This window comes from Methylocella tundrae (assembly GCF_901905185.1).
GTDB lineage: Bacteria > Pseudomonadota > Alphaproteobacteria > Rhizobiales > Beijerinckiaceae > Methylocapsa > Methylocapsa tundrae.
The window spans coordinates 22,286-47,605 of sequence record NZ_CABFMQ020000098.1; the positions used below are offsets into that span (position 1 = coordinate 22,286).

Sequence of the window (25,320 nt, forward strand, 5' to 3'; positions counted from 1 at the left end):
TCAAAATGTCCTTCAGAAGATGCCGCATTCCTTCCGCGACTACGCCCACCAACTCGCGCCTTCACGGAAGTTGTGGCGAGACGGGCAACCTGGATCTGTCCAAACAGAAATGAATCTGTCACATTGCGGGGCTTTCTCAGCTTCACCAACGCAGCCATCCAGAGCCGCCGCCGCCATCGAGAAAAATCGGCTATTGAAAGGGAGGCGATCGCTACATGTCGCTTTTTGGAAAAGTTGGGGCCTATTTGCAAGCCTTAAGACATCAAGATCCCCTCCCCGAGGGGTTCACGCCAATCAGCGAGTGCCGCGCCGATGACCTCTTCATCGTCGGATACCCGAAATCAGGCAATACCTGGTTCCAGAATTTGATCGCCGGCGTCGCATTTGGCGTCGACCCCAGATGGAGTCCGCCGGCGCTGGTGCATGAACTCGTTCCCGACGTCCATTACAACAAGCACTACCGGCGCTATGCGACGCCGATGTTTTTCAAGTCGCATGCGCTCCCTCGTCCGGACTATCGACGCGTGGTCTATCTTTTGCGCGACGGCCGCGACGTGATGGTGTCCTACCGGCATTATCGTGAGGTTGTCGATGGAGAAAAACTTGATCTCCTGAATTTCGTCAGTCCGGAAACGGATCTTTACCCTTGCCATTGGAACGAGCATGTGGACGCCTGGGCGCAGAATCCCCATGGCGCGGAAATAATCGTGATCAAGTACGAAGACCTTCTGCGCGAACCGGTCAGACAGCTTCAGCGCTTCTGCGAATTCGCCGGCCTGCAGCGCGATGTAGGCCATCTTTCCGCGGTGGCGGCGGCGAGTTCCTTCCGCCAGCTACGCGATAAAGAAGCGAAAATGGGGTTCGGCCGGACCGACCACACATTTGAATCCGGCCCGTTCTTTTTTCGCCGTGGCGTGGCGGGCAGCCATAAGGACGAAATGCCCGCTGACGCCTTGAAGCTCTTCATGGACCAGGCCAGATCCACCCTGCAGCGCTTCGGCTACCTCGTGAACAGCGCCGAATGCGTCCAGGAGACGCTGGAATGAAGACGCTGGAACGAAAACCTGTCCGGCGCGAGGGACGGCCTTATTTTACTTGAACGCGGCATTGCGCTATGGGCCATCGTTGAACAAGCAGACCCGACCAATTTTGAGCTGATGCGCGAATCCCATATCGACGAACAGACGATCGACAACGCTGCCGCGCAAACGTCGACGAGCCTTTCGCCCGGCCGATCGGCGGCGACGGGCGTCGCCATCGTCGCCAATGATCGCATTGCCGACTGGCTGCTGCCGTTTCTTGAGAGCTATTACGCGACCAACGCGCAAACGCCTCTCTATCTTATCCCTTACGACGACAATCTAGCTGTGACCAAGCGCGCCGCGGAGATCTATGGCGCGCATCTTGTCACGGAGGATTCGCGCGAACTCGACGCGCTCGCGAGCCGGCTTTATCCCTTGTTCCCGGGTCATCGCCGCCGCTTGCGGAAATTTCTGTCGCTCGCCCTGCCCCTCGACGAGGTTCTCTATATCGACGTCGACACGATCCTTTTTCGCGACATCAGCGAAGTTTTTGGCAAGCTTGAACCCGGCAGCACCGACTTCATCATGGCCTCGACCAGCGAGGAATATGTCTACAACAAGAAGCGCGCCAAATATGAATTCCTGCGCGACGTCAGACTGTTCAACGATGGTTTCTTCCTGACTTCGAACAGGATTCTGTCGCTTCAGCATTTCTATGAGGTGATCGAAAGGGATGAGGCGATTTTTCATGACGTGCGCAAACATGGCATGCTGTTCGCCCAGCCCTTGAGCAATTTCGTCACGCATCGGCGCGGCCTCAAGATCGCTTCGCTCACGGAACGCGTCGCCGGCGCCTCCGACGAAAGCTTCTATAAAGCCAAGGACGTCAGTTTCGACGCGGAGGGGCTTCCCCTCGACGGCGCCGGCAATCGCATTTTCTTCGCGCATTGGGCTGGCGCCGTTTCGCTTCCAAGCCGCCGTGTTTTCGACAAGGCGTGGCTCGATTATGCAAAACGGGCGCAGGCCCGCATGAAGGCCTGACCGCGACCGGAAACCTGATGCCTCGGCTGCTTACCCTTTATCTCGCCAAGCGGATTGCGCTGACGGCGATGCTGATCGAGACGACGCTTTGCGTTCCTCTCGTCATGACCTCCCTGTTCCAGACGCTCCCGGCGGCGGCGGTGCGCGGCGGCCTGCTGGTCCCGGCGCTGCTTGGGACATTGCCGACCGTGCTCTATCTCGCTCTGCCGATGGCTGTCGGAGTCGCCGTCGCCCTCGAATTCAGCCGCATGTCGTCGGACGGCATGATCGCCGTTTTATATTCACTGCGCCTTTCGGTATGGTCGCTCTGCGCTCCAGCGATCGTCGTCGCTTGCGCGGCGGTCGGCATAGGCTACTGGCTGTCATCCTTTTTCGCGCCCTCCTACGTCGGCCAGATGCACGACGTCATTTATGTCATCCGCAATTCGCTCAATCACCGGATGCTCGAGCCGGCGCATTTCTACACTTTCGACAAGGGCGCGCGGACGCTCTATTTCCAGCGCTGGCGATCTTCCGACGTCGCCAGCGGCATGTTCATCCACCAGTTCTCCACGGAAAAGAACGAAGAGCAGATCATCAACGCCGATGAGGCGGAATTTCGCCGCAACGAGCAGGGCGTCGTCATCGTTCTCAATCATGGCTCGATCGAGACGCTGCCCGATGGCGGTTCATCAATACGCAACGCGAATTTCGAGCAATACGCCATCCCTGTCGACATGCAGGGCGCCGGCGGCCTGCCGAAGCGCGACTGGCGCGGCGTTTTCGAACTGCCCTTCGGCGAATTTTTCGCCTCCATACCGATCGCCGCCTGGGATCCGCGCGGCTACGCCGAATGGATGAGCGAGGCGACCAAACGCTGCGCCATCCCATTGCTGGCGCTGAGCCACTCTTTGCTCGCCGTCGGCCTTGTGCTCACCGTTTCGGCGGCAACCGGACGCGGCTCCGCGGCGACGACATCAATGATTCTCATCATCCCGCTGATCCACGTCGCCATTCTCGTCGGATCGGAATCGCTGGTGCGTCAGAATCCGCGCCTCGTCATTGTCGTCGCTCTCGCGATCGTCGCCGAGTTCATCACGGCCTTGTTTTTGATCTGGCGGCAGAATGCGGATTTCCCGAAGGTCAAGGAACCCGTCGCGGCCCCGGCCTTCGCCAGCGGCTAGAGCCTGACGCCGAAAAGTCGCGGACTTTCCGGACGAGCATCACGCGTTAAAATAAAGGCTTAAAGGCCACAACGCGCGATTTGCGCCCGCATGCGTTGCCTGCGGCCGAAGGACGCGCCACCGGCGAAAAGCGGGGTCAATCTGAGCGCTTCCTGCTTGAGGACTTGAAGAAACCGGCGGACAGCTAAAGCGTCGCCGTCGCCTTGTCGTCGGTGGAGTGCCGGTAGCCCTCGATCACCGCGCGCGAATCGCCCAATTCACGGACAGCGCCATCGTCGATCCAGATGATGCGGTCGCAGAGCATCGACAGCATCTCAAGATCGTGCGAGACGACGATAATGGTTCCGCGCTTGGCGAAATTATGGATGTAGGCGTCGCATTTGGCCTGAAAGTCGGCGTCTCCGACCGAAAGAGCTTCATCGACGATCAGAATGTCGGCGTCGGCGTGAGCGCAGACCGCGAAAGCCAGACGCGCGGCCATGCCGGTCGAATACATTTTCAGGGGCTGATAGAAAAACTCGCCGATGTCGGCGAAGGCGGCGACCTGATCGAGCCGCGCTTCGATGACAGAGCGCTTGACGCCAAGGATGGCGCCCCCGATCAGAGCGTTCTCGCGGCCAGTCAGTTCGTGGTCGAAGCCGGAGCCGAGCGCGAGGATCGGAGCGATCCGCCCGGCCACCTTGACAGCGCCCTGAGTCGGCCGCGTGATGCCGCAAATGATCTGCAAGAGCGTCGTTTTGCCCGCGCCATTGCGACCGATAATGCCGACGGTTTCGCCTTGCTGAACCTTGAAGCTGACGTCCTTCAACACCCAGTGCTGATGGTAAAACTGCTTCCAGCGTCCAAAAAGCGCCTGTTTCAGCTGGTCGTTCCGGCGCAGATAGAGCTGGAACGCCTTGCCGACATTGCTGCAGCTGATGACGGGATCAGATGACATCGACGAACACGGCCTTGTATTGCATGAAGAAACGATAGCCGAAGTAGAATACGAAAAGCGACCCCGCAACCGTCCCGAAATAGAGCAGCGCGCCCGGCAATCGACCGAACAAAAGGAGATCGCGCATCATCTCGACATAATTGCCTATGGGATTTAAATGCACGTAAAGGCGCAAATGCGGCGGAACATCGTCGATCGAATAGAAGATCGGGGTCGCGAACATGAACACCGGCACGATCGAAATCATGAGATGCGCCACGTCGCGCGTGAACGATCCGAGCGCCATCAGGAACCATGAGACGCCGAGCAAGGCCAGAAAGAACGGCACGGCGACAAAGGGCGCGAGCAATGCCGTCAGCGGCAGCCCGTGCGTCACGGCGATCTTGAAAACCAGCAGGACGCAAAGGCTGATGAGCGCATAGACGGACGCCCTGATGGTCGCCGTCCAGGCCAGCGTCTCGCTCGGAAAGATCGACTTCTTGATGAGCGCGGCCTGCTCGTGCAGCATTCCGGGCGAGCGATAGGCGAGTTCGCTGAAAAGGTTGAAGATGATCAAGCCGGTGAAGATCGACAAGGCATAGCCGCCGACGCCCGCTCCCTTGGCCGACGCGGGCACGCCAACGGCGCTCGAAAAAATGACCGTATAGGCGGAGAGCATGACCAGCGGTCCAAATACCGCCCAGAGCCAGCCAAGGATCGAACCGCGAAACCTGACCGCCAATTCGCGGCGCACAACGGCCCTGATCAATTCCTGATAGCGCCAAGCATTTTCAAACGGCGTCGCTAAGTTCATTCCTCAAAAACCGGTTCTGTCACTGGGAGCTGCGCAATGCCGCGGATGTAGACCAGTTTGAGGTCAATTCGTCAACGCGGCCTCAGGAACCATGAGATGGGTCCGACGTTCAGGTCCAAACCGAGGAAAGGAGCCTATTATGGTCGATAAAGAGCACATCAAAGGCGCAGCCGATAAGGTCAAGGGCGCCGTCAAGGAAGCCGCCGGCAAGGTGACTGGCGATGACAGGCTGGTCGCTGAGGGCAAGGCTGACAAGGCCGAAGGATCGGTGCGTCAATCGGTGGGCGACGTCAAGGACGCGGGCCGCAAGGTCGCCGATAGCGTCAAACGCTAGTCTTTTTCGCGCCGCGACGTTCTGGGGCCGCGCCCGCGGGGCCAGGACAATCAGAGCGCAAGGGCGCGCCTCCCCAGGGAGGCGCGCTTTTTTTTGCCCGTGGATTAGGGCGTGATGTCCTGCGGGAAGCAATGGGGATGCTGGAATCCCGTCGGCGTCGTGCCGGCCGCCGCGTAAAGGATGTTGTCCGTTCCGCCCGGACCGACGCCGGATGGGATCTTATCGAAGCCTGCCGCCTTGCGCATGCGGTAGGCGATGGCATGATCGGCGCAGGAACTGTCCCCGCTGACGCCTAATCCGCCGATCACCTTGCCGCCGACGTAGAGGGCGACGCCTCCGCCGAAGGTAATGATGCCGCCGGGCACTTTGGGACCATTGCCGCCGCCCCAATTGTCGCTATTGGAGGCGATATGGTAATTCGGCGAAAGCGAATTTTGCGCGAGATAATCAGGATTGAAAGGATTGGAGTTGTTGAGGCCGTAGAGCGATCCGCCCGGCTGCGTCGGCGCATACAGATTGGCGGTCGAGAGCGAGAGGCCATCATTGCTGAAATCGTTCGCCGTCTCCGCCTTGGCAATGGCGATGGCCCGGCTTCCTGGCCATGCGTCGCCAATGCTGATGATCGAACAGAACTGTCCTTTTCGATCGACGATCGCCGACCACATGCGGTTCGGCGCGAAAATTCCCCCATTATGATCTGGCAAATTCACGACGGTCTTGAGCTGACTTTGGATTTTGGTGATGACCGCTTCGGGAATGTCGCACTGGCTCGACCACTGATCCCCGGCCATCGCGGCGGTCGCAAAGGGCTGCGTCGCCAGCATTCCAAGGCCGATTAGCAAAGCTCTTTTTTTCATATGTTCCTCCCTCCTGCCGAAGTTGTTGAAATCAACTTGCTTAGGGGCGAGGCTTTGCGCGCGGGGCTTCGTCGCTGATGCAAAGTCCGCCCGTGCGACAATTAGCACAATCACAAAGAATTGACTTAAATTAATTCTTACGGATCTGTTTTGATCCGCTTAGCGACTCGCTGTGTCTGCGACGATCGCGGCTGGAAGGCATGAGGCGTTCCGACGAATCCTTACCAAAGATAAACGAGCGGGCGGCGCGCAATTCATGTAAAGGGCTGGCGAGAACGGAGAGGACTCCCATGCCCGCTGACGCCAAAATGTCCGACATCGCAGGCCTGACGCTCCCCTTACCTGTTTCCCGCCGCGCTTTCATGGCGACTTCGACAGCCGCCGCGGCGGGCTATACATTGGCGACCGGCCCTGTGCGCGCCGATGTGATCAAAACCAGCGCGGAAGGCCTCATCGCGGGCGCTGCGGCCGTGAAGGCGAGCGATGGCGAGATGCCGCTGTACTTCGCAAGGCCGGAAGGCGTCGCCAACCCGCCGATCATTCTCGTTGCGATGGAGGTTTTCGGCCTGCATGAGTTCATCAAGGACGTCGTGCGCCAGCTCGGCAAATTAGGCGCCTTCGCGGTTGCGCCCGATTACTATTTCCGCAAGGGCGATCTGACGCAGATTACGAATTTCGCGCAATTGATGCCGCTCGTGAACAGCAAGCCCGATCAGGAATTGTTCGCCGACCTCGACGCGACCGTCGCCTGGGCGAAGGCGCAGGGCGGCGATGAGAGCCGTCTCGGCATCATCGGCTTTTGCCGGGGCGGGCGCACCGTCTGGCTCTATTCCACGCATAATCCGGCGTTGAAGGCGGGGGTGTCCTTTTATGGGAGCCTGATGGATCCGCCGAACGCCTTCATGCCGAAGAATGCTTTCGATCTGGCCGGAGACGTCAAAGCGCCGGTGCTCGGGCTATATGGCGCGGAAGATCAGGGCATATCGCCAGAACAGGTGCGGCAGATGGAAAGCCGATTGAAAGACGCCGGCAAGACGGCGGAATTCAGGATCTATCCCGGCGCGCCACATGGCTTTTTTGCCGATTATCGGGAGAGCTATCGCCAGGAGGCAGCCAAAGACGCATGGCGGCGCGCGACCGCCTGGTTCAAAAAATATGGCGTCCTCGATTGAGGGCCGCCGCTTCGTCTAGACGTGATTTTAGAGGTCCTACAAACGAATTATGACGAATGCTTAATATTGTCAGCGATGTTATTCGCTCTACATCCTGTAGAAAAACAATTTGCGGCCGTTGAAACTCTGCGCTTTGATTGCGGGAACGCTCTTTGCAAACGGCGTTCTGCGCCGGCGGCCATGAACCAGTTACACTTTCGTTGCTTAGCGTATTGTTTCACCCCAAGCCAGTCTGGTTGACCTTGAAGCGCAGCATCACTTTTATATCAGTCTTTTTGATCTTGGCCGGACTTTGCGCTGGGCTCGGCTATTTCCAGTTCATCGTCAAGCCGCAGATGATCAAACAATTCATCTCGCAGATGGGGCGCCCTCCCCTGACCGTGGCGGTCGCCGAAGCGAAGGCTGAGACCTGGACGCCGATCCTCCCCGCGATCGGCAGCTTTCGCGCAGTGCAGGGCATTGACGTCGCTCCCCAGGTCGGCGGCGCCGTGGTCGCGGTCAATGTCCGGTCAGCGCAGGATGTCGAAAAAGGCACGCCTTTGTTCGAGATCGACAATTTTGTCGAGCAAGCGGATCTCAAGAATTATCTCGCCGTCCTCAAAAACGCCGATCTCACTCTGGAGCGGCAGCGTCAGTTGAGCGCGACAGGCAATACCGCCAAAGCGAATTTCGATTCAGCGCAGGCGGCGCGCGACACCGCGGCCGCATCGGTCGAGCGCATACGCGCCGTGATTGCCCAGAAGAAGCTGGTCGCGCCGTTTTCGGGCCGGCTTGGCATCCGTAAAATCGATCTCGGGCAGTATGTTTCGCCAGGGACCAGCATGATCACCCTGCAGCAACTGGATCCGATCTATGTCGATTTTCCCGTGCCGGAGAAATGGCTGGACGTTTTGAAGCCGGGACAGTCGATCGACGTCACGGTCGACGCTTTTCCCGGCAAGACCTTTCATGGGCAGGTCGCGACGATCGACGCGCGCATTTCGCCAGAGAGTCGCAATGTTCTGGTGCGCGGCCAGTTCGACAACAAAGACAAACAGCTTTTGCCGGGGATGTTCGCAAATGTGAGCGTCAACGCCGGCGAACCCGAAAAGGTCGTCACGCTGCCGCGCACCGCGATCAGCTATTCGCTCTACGGCGATAGCGTTTTCGCTGTCGTGCCCGCCGAGACGCCGAGCGGCGGCGCGCAGGCGGCAACGGCCAGCGGCGGCGCGCAGGCAGCGACGGCCAGCGGCGACGTCCCTTTGAAGCTGGAGCGCCGGTTCGTGCGCGTTGGGGAAGCGCGTGGCGATCGGGTCGCCATTCTTGAGGGGGTCAAGCCGGGCGAGAAGATCGTTAGTGAGGGCCAGGTGAAGCTGACGCCGGATGCCAGCGTTCGCATTGATCCAGATGCGAAACTGACGCCGCAGGCCGTCCGGCCGAAGGAATAGAGAATGTCATTCACCGATATTTTCGTTCGTCGGCCGGTGCTCGCCAGCGTCGTCAGCCTGCTGATTTTGCTGGTCGGCCTGCAGGCCGGCTTCAAGCTTCAGGTCCGGCAATATCCGGAACTGTCCTCGACGACGATCACCATCACCACCTCTTATCCCGGCGCCAACGCCGACGTCATCAAAGGTTTCATCACGACCCCGATCGCCCAGGCCGTCGCCAGCGCCGAAGGCATCGATACTCTGGTGTCCGACTCGCAACAGAACACGTCGACGATCACCCTCAATCTTCTGCTGAACGCCAATGCGGACCGGGCGGTCGCCGACGTTCTGTCGAAAGTCAATCAGGTCAAATATCTGCTGCCGCGCGAGGCGCTGGATCCTGTCGTCGTGAAGCAGACCGGGGATTCAACGGCCCTCCTCTATATGTCTTTCAATTCGAAAGTCATGACGCCTTCGCAGATCACGGATTATCTGACGCGCGTCGTACAGCCGAAGCTGCAGACGATCGACGGCGTCGCCAACGCGCAAATTCTCGGCGGCCAGACCTTCGCCATGCGCGTCTGGCTCGATCCGAACAAGATGGCGGCGCGCGGCGTCACGCCAAACGACGTCAAACTGGCGCTGGCGGCCAATAATTTTACAGCCGCGGCGGGGCAGATCAAAGGTGATTTCGTTCAGACCAGCATCAATGCGCAAACTTCGCTGAATTCCGCCAAGGCCTTTGGCCAGTTGGTCGTGTCGGCGCGCGGCGACGCCCTGACGAGGCTGGGAGCGATCGCCGATATTGAACTTGGACCCGAGTCCGTCGATTCCTCCTCGGCGTTTGACGGCCTGAAAGCGGTCTTCGTCGGCATTTATCCAACCCCCAGCGCCAACCCTCTCCAAGTCATCAACGCCGTGCGGCAGGCGTTTCCCGAGCTCAAATCGCAGCTTCCCGTCGGGCTCGACGCGGCGATCGCATATGACGCGACGGAATTCATCCGGGCCTCGATCTTTGAAGTCGAAAAGACGCTGGCGGAAGCCGCGGTCGTCGTCATCGTGGTGATTTTCCTATTCCTAGGGAGCCTCCGCGCGACGGTCATTCCGATCGTCACCATCCCGCTTTCCCTCGTCGGCGTGATGATCATTCTTCTGGCGCTCGGCTATTCGATCAACCTTTTGACGCTGCTCGCCCTGGTGCTCGCCATCGGCCTCGTCGTCGATGACGCCATCGTCGTTGTCGAAAACATCTATCGTCACATCGAAGACGGGATGACGCCAAAACAAGCGGCGCTACAGGGCGCGCGCGAAATCACCGGCCCCGTCATTTCCATGACGATCACGCTCGCCTGCGTCTACGCGCCGATCGGCTTCGTCTCCGGACTGACCGGCGCGCTGTTTCGCGAGTTCGCCTTCACGCTGGCTGGCTCCGTCGTCGTATCAGGCGTCATCGCGCTGACGCTGTCTCCGATGATGTGCTCGCTTCTGCTCAAGGCGCCTGAGCAGAAGCCGCATGGTTTTTCGGCCATGCTCGACCGATTTTTCAACTGGCTGCGCGCCGCCTATCAAAGCCGCCTGCACAAGACGCTGAATTTCCGCGCACTGACGATTTTAATTCTGTTTGGCGTGCTCGTGCTGACCGGCCTCTTGTTCGTAACGACGCCAAAGGAACTCGCGCCCGAGGAGGATCAGGGCGTGATCTTCATCCTGGTCAAATCGCCGCAATACGCCAATCTCGACTATATGGAGAAAGCGACCGCGCAGGTTCAGACCGCCGCCGACCAAATCCCGGAGAAAGATCACCTTTTTCTCATCAATGGCTCGGCTGGCGTGCATCAGGGTCTTGGCGGTCTGATCCTCAAGCCCTGGGAGCAGCGCAAGCGCAGCCAGAAAGAAATTCTCACCGCCCTGCAGCCCAAGCTTTCAGCGGTCACGGGCGCGCAGGTGATCGCGTTCTCGCCGCCCGCGCTGCCGGGATCGACAGGCGGCCCGCCGATCCAGTTCGTCGTGCGCAGCATCGGCGACTATAAGCAGATCGCCGAAGTCATGGCCAAAATCGAGGCCGCGGCGCGCGAAAGCGGACTGTTCATCTTCACCGACAGCGATCTCAAATTTGATCTGCCGCAGATCGAGTTCAAGATCGACGCCGACAAGGCCAATCGGCTCGGCCTCAACATGCAGGAAATCGGCTCCTCGCTGGCGACGCTGCTCGGCGGCAATTACGTCAATCAGTTCAGCATGAATGGGCGCAGCTACCATGTCATCGCGCAGGCGCCGCGCGATTTCAGGCTGACTCCGGAATGGCTGACCCGCTATCAGGTCCGCACCACCGGCGGCGACCTCGTCTCGCTCGCGACCGTTGCAAGCGTCTCAACCAGCGTGCAGCCAAATGGCCTGCCGACGTTTCAGCAACTGAACTCGGCGACGCTCCAGGGGGTGCCTTTCCCGGGCCATACGATGGGCGAGGCCATCGCCTTCCTGCAGGAGAAGGCAAAAGAGTTTCTGCCCGCCGGCTTTACCGTCGACTATCAGGGCGAGAGCCGGCAATATGTCCAGGAAGGCAACACGCTGCTGTGGACTTTCGTCTTTGCGATCGTCGTCATTTTCCTCGTTCTGGCGGCCCAGTTCGAAAGCTTCCGCGATCCGCTGATTATCCTGATCGCCCTGCCAACGTCGATGTTCGGCGCGCTGCTGCCCCTGAACATCCTCGGCGTCGTCGGCGCCGCAAGCATGAATATCTATTCGCAGATCGGCCTCGTGACGCTCATCGGCCTCATCTCCAAGCATGGCATCCTGATGGTCGAATTCGCCAACCGGATGCAGCAGGAAGAAGGCATGAGCCGCAGGGAGGCGATCGAACACGCCGCCGCCGTGCGGCTGCGTCCGATTCTCATGACCACGGCGGCGATGGTGGTCGGCATGATTCCGCTCATCGTCGCCGAGGGCGCGGGCGCGCGCAGCCGTTTCGCAATCGGCGTCGTCATCGCCTCCGGCATGAGCATCGGCACGCTCTTTACCCTGTTCGTGACGCCCGCGGTCTATACGCTGATCGCGCGGGATCATCAGAAACACAAAAAAGACAGGCCCGACTCGGACTATGACCTGTTTGCCCGGCATCAGAGCATCGCCGACCGTTCAGCGGCCGAATAACGCTCACTCCGGCAATCGTTGCTTCAGCCATCCAGCGAGGAGAGCCGCGGCGGCGCCAGCGCCGGCGAGGGCGGCCATGGCGAGATAGGCTCTCTCGCCAAAAAGGCCCGTCAGCCGCCCACAGACGAAGGTCGCGGCGGCAAGACTGAGCGAGGAGGCCGCCGCGAGCCAACCCTGCATCCGCGCGCGGTGTGATGAGGATGCAAGGCTCCCGAGCAGCAGCACGCTGCCGCAGGTCGTCGCGCCGAAGCTCAGCCCATGCATCGCCTGCAGGGCGATGACGAGGCCAGGCCCCGGATCGAAGCTCATGGCGGTCCAGCGCAACACCGCTCCGCCCGCGCCAATGAGAAGAAAAGTGATGGCGCTGCGGTCGCTCTTGAAGTAGCGCGCGGCAATGACGAAGAGAATGCTTTCGGACGCGACGCCCATGGCCCAGGCGGCGCTGATGAGATCCGGCGAGAGCCCGGATTCGCGCCAATGGATGGTCGCGAATGAATAGACCTCCGCATGGCTCGACTGGATCAGGGCCGCCGCCGCGATGCCGACGATGGCGAGGCGCAGACGCGCGCCGTCGGCCGTCAGGCGCCCGCCCTCGCCCGGCGCATAAACATGCGTCGGGTTCATCCTGAGAGCGGCGAACACGGCGACGCCGACCGAAAACAACGAAAGCCCGGCAAGCGCGACGATGATGCGATCGCCTGGAAAGGCCTCGACGATCCGGCCCGACGAAAGCATCATGGCGAGGACGCCGATCGAGGTCCAGACCCGAATATGGCCGTAGGCGATGGGCGCCCGCGCGGAAACCTCGGCGCGCCGGATCTCCGTGAGAGTCAGGGCGTCGGCGAGGGCCGGCAGCGAACCCATCGCCACCGCGACGATCAGCGCGCCGATGAAAATTGGCCCAAAGCCCGTGGCGAAGCGGAGCCCGCAATAGCCCGCGAACAGGCTGACGGCGCAGGCGGCGAGAGCGACGCCGATGCCGCGCCTGTCCGCAAAGGCAGCGATGAGAGGTGTTGCGATGACGCGCAAAACCATCGGCGTCGCCAGCGCCGCCGCGATCTCCGCATCGCTGAGGCCGCGCGCGGAAAGCCAAACCGGAAAATAAGGCAGATGAAGTCCGAGCGGCAGAAACAGCAGAGCGGCGATGATCGAGAGCTGAACCGCGGTCTGGTCGCGGCTTTCGCCGGGCAGCTCTCCGTGTTTGGCCGGAGTCAAATGTCAGTCCGCCGCAACTTTGAATCGTCCAAGGTCTTTGTCCCGCGCGCAATGAACGCTACGGATGAGGAAGAGGCAAAGCCTCATTATTCCATCGCCGCAGCCTTCAAAATGCAGACCATCATGGCGTTCGCGGGTCTGGCGGAAACGTTACGGATGATATGCGGGCGATCGCAGCGATATCGGAGTGTTTCGCCCGCCTTCGCACGCTCGATTGCGCCGGAAACCTCCACTTCGAGTTCGCCCTCGCTGATCGAAAGGCTTTCAACGGATCCGCGCTGATGCGCCTCCGACTCGAGCACGCCGCCGGGATCGGCCGAAAACTCATACCATTGCAGCCATTCAACGGTCTTGATCCAGCCAATGATGGACAGGCGGCACTTGCCATCGTCGGAGACGAGAATCGGCGTATCCCCGCGCGAGGATTTCTCAAGGAAGGGTTCGTCGTCCGCCGCCTGCAGAACGCGCTCGATCGACACATCGAGCGCCTGCGACAGCCGCCAGATGGTGGCGAGCGTGGGGTTGGTCTCGTTGCGTTCGATCTGACTGATGATGGATTTTGCGACGCCCGACTGTTCGGAAAGCTCGGACAGCGACAGATTATAGGCTTTGCGGAGCCTCTGCACCGTTTTGCCGAGCTGGCCCGACAAGGCGAGCGCGCCCGCCTCCAAAACCTTGACCTTGTCGCGCCCTTCTACGCCCATATGCAGTTCGCTCATCTGGTTCGTTGACGCAGAGCCGATCCTGAGGGATTTGGTGAGGTCAAACTCCTCAGTCGGCGTGCGGAATGCGCGGCTCCGTCAGGCGCCCGCGCAATCGCGCGCCAGGAACAGCGGCGGCCTCGCGTCAGGCAAAAGAGCCAATTCCGTTTGGAATATCGAACGATTTTGTTCGTCACGCAAGCAGCCTCGTTATTCATTGAGGGGCGCCGTCATGCAAAAGTTATGAGAATCTGCTCTTTGTCGATAACGCCACATCGAATAGCCCAGAGCGCGCCGGTGGACCACGAACGAGAGCCGAACCATTATCGCACGCTGTTCCTTTCCGATATTCACCTCGGCACGCGCGGATGCCAGGCTGATCTGCTCCTCGACTTCCTGAAATACAATGAGGCGGAAACGGTTTTTCTTGTTGGCGACGTCATCGACGGATGGCGGCTGAAAAGCGGCTGGTACTGGCCGCAGACGCATAATGACGTCGTACAAAAGCTTTTGCGTCAGGTCCGCAAAGGCGTCAAAATGGTTTACGTGCCCGGCAATCATGACGAATTCGCGCGCGATTTCCTCGGCATCTTCTTCGGCGGGGTGGAGGTCATCGATCACGCCTTTCATGTCACAGCCGACGGGAAGCGCCTGCTGATCATCCACGGCGACCAGTTCGACGTCGTCGTGAAACACGCCCGCTGGCTGGCGCTTCTCGGCGATTGGGCTTATGACTTCGCGCTCTGGGCCAATCTATGGCTCAACAAAGCCCGGCGATCGCTTGGCTTTTCCTACTGGTCGCTGTCAGCATGGGCCAAGTTTAAGGTGAAAAACGCGGTGAACTTCATCGGCGCTTTCGAGCTGGCCTTGACCGACGCGGCGCGGCGCCATCAAGCTGACGGCGTGGTTTGTGGGCATATTCATCACGCCGCAATCCGCGAGATGGACGGAATCATGTATGTCAATACGGGTGATTTCGTGGAGTCCTGCACCGCCATTGCGGAACACGCCGACGGACGCCTCGAGATCTTGCGCTGGCAGAGCACGGCCGAGGAGCGAAACGCGGCCGCGGCCTCCGCCCCGCCGCGAACCGCTCCCAAGGCAGTCGCCTGATGCGCATTCTGATTGCAACCGACGCCTGGAAGCCACAGGTCAACGGCGTCGTCCGCTCGCTCGAATCGGTGGCGAAGGCGCTACGCGAATTCGGCGCGGAAATCGAATTCTTGACGCCGCAAGGGTTTGCCTCGATCCCGCTGCCGACCTATAGCGAGATCAAGCTCGCTTTTGCGAGCGCGAGGGCGATCCGCAAAAGGCTCGACGGCGCGCCGATCGACCACATTCATATTGCGACCGAAGGCCCTGTCGGATATGCCGCACGGCGCTACTGCCTGCAAGGCAATCGCCCCTTCACGACGAGCTATCATACCCGTTTTCCCGAATACATCGCCGCCCGCACCCGTCTTCCGGAGGCGATCACCTACGCTGTGCTGCGCCGCTTCCATAACGCCGGCTCGGGCGTCATGGTGTCGACGGCCTCGATCGCCAGCGACCTCCAAAGCCGCGGCTTTGAGCGTCTCATGCATTGGTCGCGCGGCGTCGATCATAGCCAGTTCACCCCGGCCAAAGCTTTGAAGCTGGATCTGCCGCGCCCGATCTTTCTCTATGCCGGGCGCCTCGCGCCGGAGAAGAACGTCGAGAGCTTTCTTGCGCTCGATCTGCCGGGATCGAAAGTCATCGTCGGCGACGGTCCCTCGCGCCGGGCCCTGGAGAGCGCCTATCCCGACGCCCATTTCGTTGGGGCGAAGACCAGCGACGCCCTCGCCGTCCATTATGCGTCATCGGATGTTTTCGTGTTTCCGAGCCGCACGGACACCTTCGGCATGGTGCTGCTCGAGGCGCTGTCCTGCGGGCTGCCCGTCGCCGCCCTGCCCGTCGCCGGCCCGCTCGACGTCATCGGCGACAGCGGCGCCGGCATCCTCGACGAGGATTTGCGCGGCGCCTGCCTCAGGGCGCTCGATATCCCGCGCGAGAAGGCGCGCGCCCATGCGCTGACCTTCACCTGGGCCAATAGCGCGCGCCAGTTTCTGGACAATATCCTTCTGGCCAAATCGACGAGTGCCACGCGCCTCATCGCCAGCCCCGGCTTTTAGAACCCTCATCGGCTCTTAACACACGAAAATCCCGTCCCATATTGTGCGAACACTCAAGGATTTTCGCACATGGAGTCTTTTCCTTCCTTTATTCTCGATGAAACCGAGGCTGGCTTTTCGGATGAGCCCTCCGAGGCTGGCGCGCGCCTGCGCTCCGAAGCGCTCGGCGCTGCGGACGACGGCTTCCTTCTCGACGCCTATTCGAAGAGCGTGACGCGCATCGTCGAACAGGTGGGTCCGAGCGTCGTGCGTCTCGACATCAGGCGCGGCGACGGGCGAAGAGGCGGCTCCGGCTCTGGCGTCATCGTCTCGCCGGACGGCCTCATTCTGACCAATAGCCATGTTGTCCAGGGGGCCCGCCGCGCGGACGTCTCGACCCTCGACGGGCGCTCGCTCTCCGGCCGCGTCCTTGGCGATGACCCGGACACGGACCTCGCCCTGGTGCGGATCGACGAAAACACGACTCTTCCCGCCGCAAGGCTTGGCGATTCCAAGAGATTGAGGCCCGGCGAAATCGCCATCGCCATCGGCAATCCGCTCGGCTTCGATTCGACCGTCACCGCCGGCGTCATATCGGCGCTCGGCCGTTCGTTGCGCTCGAATAATGGCCGCATGATCGACGATGTGATCCAGACCGACGCAGCGCTCAATCCCGGCAATTCGGGCGGGCCGCTCGTCGCCTCCAATGGCGACGTCATCGGCGTCAACACGGCGATCATCGCCGGCGCGCAGGGCATCTGCTTCGCCGTGGCGGCGAATACGGCGCGCTTCGTCCTCGGCAAACTTGTCGCGCATGGCCGCGTGCGCCGCGCCTATCTCGGCGTCGGCGCCGGAACGGTCGCTCTGCCGCGGCGAATCGCGCTCCGGCTCGGGCTCCAGCAGACGCAGGGCGCTGTCGTCAGTTCGGTCGAGCCGCAAAGTCCGGCGGATCATGCGGGCCTTCTCAGCGGCGATATTCTGCTCGCCGTCGACGGCAATCCCGTGTCTGGCGCCGGCGACCTCGTACGCTTGCTTGGCGCCGATCTGATCGACCGCGTGGTGCCGCTCGATATACTTCGCCGGTCGGACAGGCGCAGATTCTGGGTTGCGCTGCGCGAGCGCGACAGCGGCGCGAGGCCCAAATGAAATATTGCGCGCTGGGACAATTCGACGCGGGCCGGCTTTTGCCCGGCTCGCTGTCGAAGCAGGCAGCCCATTGTAATCATTCTAAAAAACGCGGCTTCGATTGATCGGCCATCGGTTCTGGTGTAGAGCCGGAACAACGCTGACGAGCGGCGCGCTTTTTGCGGAGGAGCTCGGTATCGCCGCGGAGTCGGCGCGAGGGAGTTCGGCGTGATTGGGGCTCTTATCATTGTTCTGCGCGAGGTGGTTGAAGCCGGACTCATCGTCGGCATCGTGCTCGCCGTCACGAAAACCATGCCTGGACGCCTTCCTTTCATCTGGGGCGGCCTTGCCGCCGGCCTTTTCGGCGCCGGCCTCGTCGCGGTTTTCGCGGGCGTCCTTTCAAACGCCTTCGAAGGCGTCGGGCAGGAACTCTTCAACGCTTCGATCCTCGCCATCGCCGTAATCATGCTGACCTGGCACAACGTCTGGATGGCCCGGCACGGGCGCGAACTCAGCGCAGAGCTGCGCCGCGTCGGCAGCGAGGTCAGCAACGGATCGCGCTCGCTGATGGCCCTGGCGGTGGTTATCGCCGTCGCGGTGCTACGCGAAGGCTCCGAGGTTGTTCTGTTCCTCTATGGTGTTGTGATCTCAACCCATGATTCAGGTTTGAGCCTCTTTGCCGGAGGCGCCTTGGGCGTGTTTTTGGGCGTTAGCGTCTGCATGCTGACCTATACCGGCCTTGTCATCATACCTGTGCGCTATCTTTTCCGGGTGACGAGCCTCCTCATTGCGTTCATGGCCGCTGGCATGGCCGCGCAATGCATCGCCTTTCTTGAGCAGGCCGACATTGCAACGGGTCTTGGACGGACGCTCTGGAATACGTCGGCGTTCCTGTCCGACAGCAGCATTCCCGGCCGCGTGCTCCACACGCTTCTCGGCTATACGGATCGGCCGACGCAATTGCAGGGGCTCGCCTATGTCGGGACGCTTCTCGTCATATTCGGCCTGATGAAACTGACGGCGCCATCCGTGAAACAAAACCCGAGGCTGGCCGTCAACTGACGACGCGGGCGCCGGCGCGGGTCCGGCGGCCCCCGGAGAAGAGCCGCCGGCTTTTTTATCGCGCGATCCGATTGATTGCGCCGGGCGTAGAGGCGCGCGCGTCTAATTTCGTTGCTTCGGGCAGAGATTTCAGGCAAGAGTGTTCTCAAGACAACGCCTGAATTCTTGTCGTGTCGCGCAGCCGCGTCAGGCTTAATCCGCCGTTCGGCCCTGCGCGCCCCCACGCTTCAGTCTATAAGTCCCGGCGGCCAAGACGAAATTCATCGCCTGACAGCCTAAGGCTCTCCCTCTTGCTGGCGGGTTTGCAGCCTCAACCGGATAATATCCAGCATCAACGCCCATTTCAGGAACAGAATGACATTCAACGAACTCGGTCTCAGCGAGAAAGTGCTGCAAGCGGTCGAAGCTTCAGGCTATACGACGCCGACGCCGATTCAAGCCCAGGCCATCCCCTACGCGCTCGCCGGACGCGACGTGCTCGGCATTGCGCAGACAGGCACGGGCAAGACCGCCGCATTCACTTTGCCGATGCTGTCGCGGCTGGAGCAGGGCCGCGCCAGGGCGAGAATGCCGCGCACCCTTATTCTCGAGCCAACCCGTGAGCTCGCCGCGCAAGTCGAAGAGAGTTTCGCGCGCTATGGCGTCAATCACAAGATCAATGTCGCGCTGCTGATCGGCGGCGTCTCCTTTGGCGATCAGGAAACCAAGATCATGCGCGGCGCCGACGTGCTGATCGCAACGCCTGGTCGCCTGCTCGACTTCGCCGAGCGCGGCAAGCTGCTGCTTACCGCAATCGAGATCCTCGTCATCGACGAAGCCGACCGCATGCTCGACATGGGTTTCATCCCGGACATCGAGCGTATCTGCAAACTTGTGCCCTTCACGCGGCAGACCTTGTTCTTTTCCGCCACCATGCCGCCGGAAATCACCCGCCTGACCGAGACCTTTCTGCACAATCCGGTGCGGATCGAGGTGGCGCGCGCCGCTTCCACCGCCACGACCATCACGCAGGGGCTCGTCGCCTCGGCGCCGGGGCCAGCGAAGCGCGAAACCCTGCGCCGCCTTCTTCGCGGCGCCGCCGACTTCAAGAACGCCATCATTTTCTGCAACCGCAAGCGCGACGTGGCTTTGCTGCATAAGTCCTTGCAAAAGCACGGATTCAACGCCGGCGCACTGCACGGCGACCTGGATCAGCGTGCGCGCACCGCCTCGCTCGACGCCTTCAAGTCTGGCGAAGTCGCACTCCTCGTGTGCTCCGACGTCGCCGCGCGCGGTCTCGATATTCCCGACGTCAGCCACGTTTTCAATTTCGATCTTCCGACCCATGCGGAAGATTATGTCCACCGCATCGGCCGGACCGGACGCGCCGGCAAGAGCGGCGTCGCCATTTCGATCATCACCAAGGCCGATCAAAAATATCTTGCCGAGATCGAAAAGCTGATCGCCCGCAAGATTGACTGGCTCAGTGGCGAGGCGCTCTCCGAGCTGACTGATGAAGGCGAGGCCGAAGCGCCGCATCACGAGCGCGGCTCGAGGCGCGGCGGCTCCTCGCGCGGCGAGCGCCCGCGCGCGGATGCCGACGTTCCGCAAAAATCGCGACGCAGGGAAAAGAGCGAACCCCAGCGCCAGCACGTGGAAGAGCGGCCGGCCCCCGAGCCGCAGCCGCGGGCGGCGGCGCCCAGCCGCGAGCGCGGTCGGCATCACGCGGACGATGACGCCCCCGTCGTCGGCATGGGCGACCATGTGCCCATGTTCATGCTGCGCCCGGTCAAGCTGAAGCCTGGAAAGACCGTCGCCGCGGACGAAGACGAATCGACCAGCGTCGGCTGACCCTCTCGACGCGGGCGTCGCTTCAACACGCCAGTCCTCCGCAGCCCTGCGCATATCCAACCCGCCGCGCCCGGCGGCGGATCGGCGTCGCTTTCCCTTAAGAATCAATTCGCGGCTCCGGCGGCGTCAGCGCGCCGGGCGCAATCTTTCGACATACGTAGCAACACGTATGTCGAAGCGCAGCCGCGTCCATATGCTGGCCGGGGCGCGCTGAGCCGCGCGCCTCATCACGGCGATGGTTCGCCCGGACCAGTCTCTGCCACGGTGACCGGTGGCCCAAACATATTCCAGAGGTAGAGATGACAGATTATGAGATCTTCGAACTTGGCGACGTTGTTCTGCAAAGCAAGAAAACGCTGCGCGGCGCCAAGCTCGCGTATAAGACCTATGGCGCGCTGAACGCCAAAAAAGACAACGCTATTGTCTACCCGACCTGGTATTCCGGCCAGCACTATGAAAACGAGTGGCTGATCGGGGAAGGAATGGCGCTCGACCCTCGCAAATATTTTGTCATCGTTCCAAATATGTTTGGCAATGGGCTGTCGACCTCGCCGAGCAACGCGCCGGAACCCTATAATCAGGCGCGATTTCCGAATGTCACCGCCTATGACAATGTGCGGCAACAATACCGGCTGGTGACGGAAAAGTTCGGCATCGAGAGCCTCGAACTCGTCACCGGCTGGTCGATGGGCGCTTTACAGACGTATCATTGGGGCGCGCTTTACCCCGATATGGTGAAGCGCATTCTTCCCTTCGCGGGATCGGCTAAATGCTCGCGCCACAATTTCGTGTTCCTTGAAGGCGTGAAGGCGGCTTTGACGGCGGACGCCGCATTTCAGGACGGCTGGTACAGGTCGCCGCCGACCAAGGGCCTGCGCGCGATGGCGCGCGTCTATGCCGGCTGGGGCTTCTCGCAAGCATTCTATCGCGAAGAACTCGACATCAAGGCGATGGGCTATGCCTCGCTGGAGGATTTCCTCGTCGGATTCTGGGAGGGGATCTTCCTGCCCCGAGACGCCAACAACCTGCTGACGATGCTCTGGACCTGGCAGAATGGCGACATCAGCAACAATGAGGTGTTCAACGGCGATTTTCCCAAGGCGCTCGCCGCTATCAAATCGAAGGCGTTTATCATGCCGTCGAAAACCGATCTCTATTTTCCCCCGGAAGACAACGCCTTCGAGGTCGCCCATATGCCGAACGCCGAGCTGCGGGTCATCGATTCCATTTGGGGACATTTCGCCGGGGGCCCAGGGACGAGCCCGGCCGACGTCAAGACGCTGGACGCGGCTCTGCGCGAATTGCTGGCGAGCTGACGCCACCGGCTCCGGGCGCGCCGCCGCGAGGCCAATGACGCCTTTGATGCGCGTTTATTCGCGCGAAGATCGGCTCAAGGCGCCCTCGCGCGGCTCCTTGACCCTGCCAGCCCTCGGCTTTTTGCCACGGCGGCGCCAAGTCTTATTCATGCCGGGCGCCAGAATGGTCTTTTACTTCATGGATTTTTCTATACTTGAAAAGAATTCTTCCGAAGATAGGGCTGATGTGAAGTAATTACGCAACAGACTTGGCGTTTTGTACGGATTCGCCTCGCAAAATGCTTGTTCCAGACAGAACCTGAAACTACTCTCTCGCGAAACTTGTTGACGGCCAAAGGCGTCAGCGATCGGGAGGGGAAGAGTGCTGGGGAAATTCGGTTTATCCAAAATATTGTTTTTAGCGGCCGGGCTGACGCCTTTGGCTTTTACCAGCGCTTTGGCGCAGAGCCCGACGGCTGCCGCGCCCGCTGATCCGAATGTCGTCGCGCTGCCTGAGGTCGACGTCATTTCGACCTCGCCGCTGTCTGGCGGAACAGGCGAAGAACGCAACAGCTTCCCAAGCATGGTGCAGACGGTGACGCCCGATGATTTCGCGCGCACCAGATCTCCCAACGTCACGGATGCGCTGCAGCAGCGCGTGCCGGGCGTCACAGTTATCGACGTCAACGGCAACCCATTTTCACAGGATCTCTATTATCGCGGTTTTCAGGCCTCGCCGCTGCAGGGCACGCCGCAAGGCCTTGCCGTTTACCAGAACGGCATGCGCGTCAATGAGGCGTTCGGCGACACAGTCAATTGGGATCTGATCCCGCCGCAGGCCATCGCCCGCACGGACATCTTCACCGCCAATCCGATCTTCGGCCTCAACGCCCTCGGCGGCGCCATCAGCATCGAGATGAAGAACGGCTTCAACTGGCAGGGATTTGAGGCGCAGATTCTCGGCGGCTCTTATGGCCGCGTCTCCGGCTATTTCCAATATGGCAAGCAGGTCGACAATTTCAGCCTCTATGTCACCGCCGACGCGGCGCATGACGGCGGCTGGCGCTATTTCTCACCGTCGACGCTTGCGCGCGTCTATGGCGATCTCGGCTACCGCACGCAGGACGCCGAAATTCACCTCATCGCCTCGGGCGCGACATCGAACCTCGGGGTTATTGGACCAACGCCGGTCAACCTCTTGAGCCAAAGCCTTTCCAGCGTCTTCACCTCGCCGCAATCGACGCAGAACGACGCCGGCTCGATCGCTTTCACGGGCAAGTTCGACATCAACAAGAACTGGCAGATCGGCAGCAATTTCTACCTCCGCACGTTCCAGCAAAAGCATACGGACGGCAACGACTCCGATCTTCAGGATTGCGCCGATAACGCAGATCCGGCCGGATTTTCGGGCTTTCTCTGCCTCGCGAGCGATAATTTCCCATCGGAAACAAACGGCGCCGCTTTCGTTCTCCACGATAAGAACGGCAATCCGATCCCTTTCTCGCCGACCACGGTCTACGGGACGATCGACCGTACCGTCACCCATTCGACGACGGCCGGCACGACCCTGCAGGCGACAAACAAAGATAAATTCTTCGGCCACGACAATTATTTTGTCTTCGGCGGCAGCGTCGACCGCGGCTCTTTCAGTTTCAGCTCCAACAGCACTCTCGGGGCCATTCAGCCAAACCTCGTCGTCTACCCGACCGGGCTGTTTGCGGGCTCAGGGTCAGTCCTCCAAACGGCGGGCGATATTGGCTATGTGCCGACGTGGCTGACGGGCACGACGACCTATTACGGCGTCTTCGCGCTCGATACCTTCAACGTCACGCCGGATCTCGCGGTGACGGCGGGCGCCCGGCTCAATATCGCCAATATTGACACGCAGGACGCCAGCGGCGGCTACAATTCGGAGCTGAACAGCTCCAATAATTTCGATCGCATCAATCCGGTCGTCGGGATCACTTATCAGATCCAGCCCTGGATTTCCGCCTATGGCGGCTATTCGGAAGCCAACCGCGCCCCGACCCCGCTGGAGCTTGATTGCGCCAACAAGCTCAATCCTTGCTTGCTGGAGAATTCTCTCGTCTCGGACCCGCCCCTGCAGCAAGTCGTCTCGCACACGATCGAAGCAGGTCTGCGCGGCGCCTCGAACAACATATTCGGCGATGGACGGATCAACTGGAAGGCAGGCTACTTCCACACCGAAAACACAAACGACATCATCTCTCTATCCAGCACCATCACCGGCCACGGCTATTACGCCAATGTGCCCGCGACCCTGCACCAGGGCGTCGAGGCCGGGCTCGAATATCACAATGGCGATCTCATGGCCTATGTGAACTACGCCTTCACCGACGCGACCTACCGCTTCACCGGCGAGCTGGCGTCTCCCTTCAACCCTTACGCCGACGCCAACGGCAATGTGCTGGTGACTCCCGGCGATCATATCCCCGGCATTCCGCGGCAGACGGTGAAGTTCGGCGGCGAATATGCCTTCACGCCAAAGTTCAAAGCAGGGACGGATATTTTGATCGTCGGCAGCCAATATTATATCGGCGACAATTCAAACCTAAATCCGCAGCTTCCGCTCTACTGGACGGCGAATATTCACGCGTCCTACCAGCTCACCGACAACATTCAGATCTTCGGGCTGGTCAATAATCTATTCAACAACCGCAACGCTACCTACGGCTCATTTTTCGATACGACAACGAACGCCCAGATCGCCAATGGCACGGCTTTGACCGATCCGCGCAATCAGACGCCCATGACGCCCCTCTCGCTCTATGGCGGCGTCAAGGTCACTTTCTAGCTTGCTTCGGCGACCCGAAGCGAGACTCTCCTCCGGAAGCCTTGGCATGATCACGCCAGACCGGCGCGGTCATGCCTCTTTCGGCGACTGATCCCCTTTGGAAGCCGGCCGCAACTGGCTCTGGAGCGCCGCGATGGCGCTCATGAATCCGCTGGAGCCGTCAAGCATCGGCTCCATCAGCAAGGCGCCTTCCAGAAGCGCAATCGCGACGCGGGCCTGCTGGTCGCAGTCTATGTCTTTCCGGATGCTGCCGTTGGCGCGACCTTCTTCAAGGACGGTCTTGAGCCACAAAAAATGCTTCCTGAAGAAGCGCCGCACCGCGTCCCTGATTTCAGTGGGCAGAAATTCAGGCGTTATCGCAAGCACAGCGCACAGACAGCCGAGCTTTTGCTCCAATCCGCTCAGGTAGAGTCTCGCATAAGCAGTGACGCGCTCCAGCCCATCGTCGGTGGAGCGAAGTATTCCGGCCATCTCCGCGTCATATCTTTCGTCGTAAAACGCGACCAGCGCGACGCCGAGATCCTTCTTGGCGGGGAAATAATAGTGAATGCTCGCTGTGCGCACGCCGACAGCAAGCGCAAGGTCCGCATAGCTGAAGCCGCTGTAGCCCCGGCTTCTGACCAGCGCCTCCGCTTTCGTCAGCAGCTCCAATCGCGTGTCTTTCATGTGTCGCGCGCCTGAACCTTCCCTTGATAGGCCAGTATGCCATCACGGCAAGATGCGCAAACTGCCTCTTGATCCCCGCCTATCTATCTATTAATAGATAAATGTTCTATCTACTAATAAATAGATACAGGAGGAAAATTGATGCAAAATTGGGCAGCCTACCGCGAGCAACTCTCCGAAACTTTCGGAACGATCGGTCAAATCAATCCCGACATCCTCAAAGGAAATCAGATCCTTTCCGATGCGGCGCCAAAGACAGCCACTCTGAGCGCGAAGATGCGCGAACTCATTGCGCTCGCGGTCGCCGTCACGACGCGTTGCGACGGCTGCATCGCCTTCCATACGGAAGCGGCGCGCAAGGCGGGGGCGACAAAGGAGGAGCTGGCAGAAACGCTCGGCGTCGCCATCGCGCTGAACACGGGCGCCGCTTTGGTTTACTCGGCACGCGCGATGCACGCCTTCGACGCCGGTTAAAGCATCTATGCCCAAAAGCCGCCGGCTTTTGGGCGCAAATCATGCGATTAGACAAGAGCTTAGGAGGCAGGATGCGTTTTTCGCGAAAACGCGTCCTCTTCAAGCCGCCGGGCAAAGACCTCCCTCGCTAGCG

21 protein-coding genes are annotated in these 25,320 nt (G+C 60.6%); 15 read left to right on the top strand and 6 right to left on the bottom strand.

Annotated elements, in window-relative coordinates:
- Nucleotides 1-215 precede the first annotated feature (215 nt).
- The 3 genes from MPC4_RS15115 to MPC4_RS15125 all read left to right on the top strand — a co-directional run bounded on the left by MPC4_RS15115 (nucleotide 216) and on the right by MPC4_RS15125 (nucleotide 3,226).
- On the top strand, nucleotides 216-1,046 hold the full coding sequence (locus tag MPC4_RS15115; RefSeq protein WP_174513241.1) for a sulfotransferase domain-containing protein: 831 nt from the start codon (nucleotides 216-218) through the stop codon (nucleotides 1,044-1,046).
- Nucleotides 1,047-1,157: 111 nt separating this feature from the next.
- Nucleotides 1,158-2,063, top strand: coding sequence for a hypothetical protein (locus MPC4_RS15120; RefSeq protein ID WP_174513242.1), 906 nt, complete (start codon nucleotides 1,158-1,160; stop codon nucleotides 2,061-2,063).
- A 17-nt stretch (nucleotides 2,064-2,080) separates the two neighbouring features.
- The gene (locus MPC4_RS15125) at nucleotides 2,081-3,226 is read left to right on the top strand and encodes an LptF/LptG family permease (RefSeq protein ID WP_174513243.1); all 1,146 of its coding nucleotides are present in this window, start codon (nucleotides 2,081-2,083) and stop codon (nucleotides 3,224-3,226) included.
- Between the two features lie 184 nt (nucleotides 3,227-3,410).
- Here MPC4_RS15125 and MPC4_RS15130 read toward each other — a convergent pair whose 3' ends face one another.
- Entirely contained in the window at nucleotides 3,411-4,163 is a 753-nt protein-coding gene (locus tag MPC4_RS15130) for an ABC transporter ATP-binding protein (RefSeq protein ID WP_134488136.1), read from the bottom strand.
- Nucleotides 4,153-4,956, bottom strand: a complete 804-nt coding sequence (locus tag MPC4_RS15135) for an ABC transporter permease (protein ID WP_174513244.1) — start codon at nucleotides 4,954-4,956, stop codon at nucleotides 4,153-4,155. Before MPC4_RS15135 ends, MPC4_RS15130 begins: the two co-directional genes overlap by 11 nt.
- 139 nt (nucleotides 4,957-5,095) lie before the next feature.
- Here MPC4_RS15135 and MPC4_RS15140 point away from each other — a divergent pair, with 139 nt between their 5' ends.
- Entirely contained in the window at nucleotides 5,096-5,290 is a 195-nt protein-coding gene (locus MPC4_RS15140) for a CsbD family protein (protein ID WP_174513245.1), read from the top strand.
- Between the two features lie 104 nt (nucleotides 5,291-5,394).
- On the opposite strand, the gene MPC4_RS15145 is transcribed toward MPC4_RS15140, so the two are convergent.
- Nucleotides 5,395-6,147: a GlcG/HbpS family heme-binding protein gene (locus MPC4_RS15145; RefSeq protein ID WP_174513246.1), complete on the bottom strand. Its 753-nt coding sequence runs from the start codon at nucleotides 6,145-6,147 to the stop codon at nucleotides 5,395-5,397.
- Nucleotides 6,148-6,437: 290 nt separating this feature from the next.
- Here MPC4_RS15145 and MPC4_RS15150 point away from each other — a divergent pair, with 290 nt between their 5' ends.
- From MPC4_RS15150 to MPC4_RS15160, 3 genes are all read left to right on the top strand, one after another.
- Nucleotides 6,438-7,319 (top strand): dienelactone hydrolase family protein, encoded by an 882-nt coding sequence (locus MPC4_RS15150; RefSeq protein WP_174513247.1) that lies wholly within the window; start codon nucleotides 6,438-6,440, stop codon nucleotides 7,317-7,319.
- A gap of 335 nt (nucleotides 7,320-7,654) precedes the next feature.
- Nucleotides 7,655-8,746, top strand: coding sequence for an efflux RND transporter periplasmic adaptor subunit (locus MPC4_RS15155; protein WP_244629044.1), 1,092 nt, complete (start codon nucleotides 7,655-7,657; stop codon nucleotides 8,744-8,746).
- 3 nt (nucleotides 8,747-8,749) lie between these two features.
- Nucleotides 8,750-11,875 carry a multidrug efflux RND transporter permease subunit gene (locus MPC4_RS15160; RefSeq protein ID WP_174513248.1) on the top strand — a complete coding sequence of 1,042 codons (3,126 nt, stop codon included), beginning with the start codon at nucleotides 8,750-8,752 and terminating at the stop codon, nucleotides 11,873-11,875.
- 3 nt (nucleotides 11,876-11,878) lie between these two features.
- On the opposite strand, the gene MPC4_RS15165 is transcribed toward MPC4_RS15160, so the two are convergent.
- On the bottom strand, nucleotides 11,879-13,090 hold the full coding sequence (locus MPC4_RS15165) for an MFS transporter (RefSeq protein ID WP_174513249.1): 1,212 nt from the start codon (nucleotides 13,088-13,090) through the stop codon (nucleotides 11,879-11,881).
- An 86-nt stretch (nucleotides 13,091-13,176) separates the two neighbouring features.
- Nucleotides 13,177-13,794 carry a helix-turn-helix domain-containing protein gene (locus tag MPC4_RS15170; RefSeq protein ID WP_134492362.1) on the bottom strand — a complete coding sequence of 206 codons (618 nt, stop codon included), beginning with the start codon at nucleotides 13,792-13,794 and terminating at the stop codon, nucleotides 13,177-13,179.
- Nucleotides 13,795-14,088: 294 nt separating this feature from the next.
- Here MPC4_RS15170 and MPC4_RS15175 point away from each other — a divergent pair, with 294 nt between their 5' ends.
- The 7 genes from MPC4_RS15175 to MPC4_RS15205 all read left to right on the top strand — a co-directional run bounded on the left by MPC4_RS15175 (nucleotide 14,089) and on the right by MPC4_RS15205 (nucleotide 24,047).
- Entirely contained in the window at nucleotides 14,089-14,904 is an 816-nt protein-coding gene (locus MPC4_RS15175; RefSeq protein ID WP_244629045.1) for a UDP-2,3-diacylglucosamine diphosphatase, read from the top strand.
- Nucleotides 14,904-15,941 (top strand): glycosyltransferase family 4 protein, encoded by a 1,038-nt coding sequence (locus MPC4_RS15180; RefSeq protein WP_174513251.1) that lies wholly within the window; start codon nucleotides 14,904-14,906, stop codon nucleotides 15,939-15,941. Before MPC4_RS15175 ends, MPC4_RS15180 begins: the two co-directional genes overlap by 1 nt.
- 69 nt (nucleotides 15,942-16,010) lie before the next feature.
- Nucleotides 16,011-17,066, top strand: a complete 1,056-nt coding sequence (locus MPC4_RS15185; protein ID WP_174513252.1) for a S1C family serine protease — start codon at nucleotides 16,011-16,013, stop codon at nucleotides 17,064-17,066.
- 207 nt (nucleotides 17,067-17,273) lie between these two features.
- On the top strand, nucleotides 17,274-18,107 hold the full coding sequence (locus tag MPC4_RS15190) for an FTR1 family iron permease (RefSeq protein WP_174513253.1): 834 nt from the start codon (nucleotides 17,274-17,276) through the stop codon (nucleotides 18,105-18,107).
- A 354-nt stretch (nucleotides 18,108-18,461) separates the two neighbouring features.
- Nucleotides 18,462-19,937, top strand: a complete 1,476-nt coding sequence (locus MPC4_RS15195; protein ID WP_174513254.1) for a DEAD/DEAH box helicase — start codon at nucleotides 18,462-18,464, stop codon at nucleotides 19,935-19,937.
- Between the two features lie 299 nt (nucleotides 19,938-20,236).
- Nucleotides 20,237-21,253, top strand: a complete 1,017-nt coding sequence (locus MPC4_RS15200) for an alpha/beta fold hydrolase (protein WP_174513255.1) — start codon at nucleotides 20,237-20,239, stop codon at nucleotides 21,251-21,253.
- Nucleotides 21,254-21,614: 361 nt separating this feature from the next.
- Nucleotides 21,615-24,047 carry a TonB-dependent receptor gene (locus tag MPC4_RS15205; RefSeq protein ID WP_244629046.1) on the top strand — a complete coding sequence of 811 codons (2,433 nt, stop codon included), beginning with the start codon at nucleotides 21,615-21,617 and terminating at the stop codon, nucleotides 24,045-24,047.
- Between the two features lie 69 nt (nucleotides 24,048-24,116).
- Here MPC4_RS15205 and MPC4_RS15210 read toward each other — a convergent pair whose 3' ends face one another.
- The gene (locus MPC4_RS15210) at nucleotides 24,117-24,713 is read right to left on the bottom strand and encodes a TetR/AcrR family transcriptional regulator (protein WP_174513256.1); all 597 of its coding nucleotides are present in this window, start codon (nucleotides 24,711-24,713) and stop codon (nucleotides 24,117-24,119) included.
- Nucleotides 24,714-24,854: 141 nt separating this feature from the next.
- Here MPC4_RS15210 and MPC4_RS15215 point away from each other — a divergent pair, with 141 nt between their 5' ends.
- Nucleotides 24,855-25,187, top strand: coding sequence for a carboxymuconolactone decarboxylase family protein (locus MPC4_RS15215; protein WP_134488166.1), 333 nt, complete (start codon nucleotides 24,855-24,857; stop codon nucleotides 25,185-25,187).
- Nucleotides 25,188-25,320 lie beyond the last annotated feature (133 nt).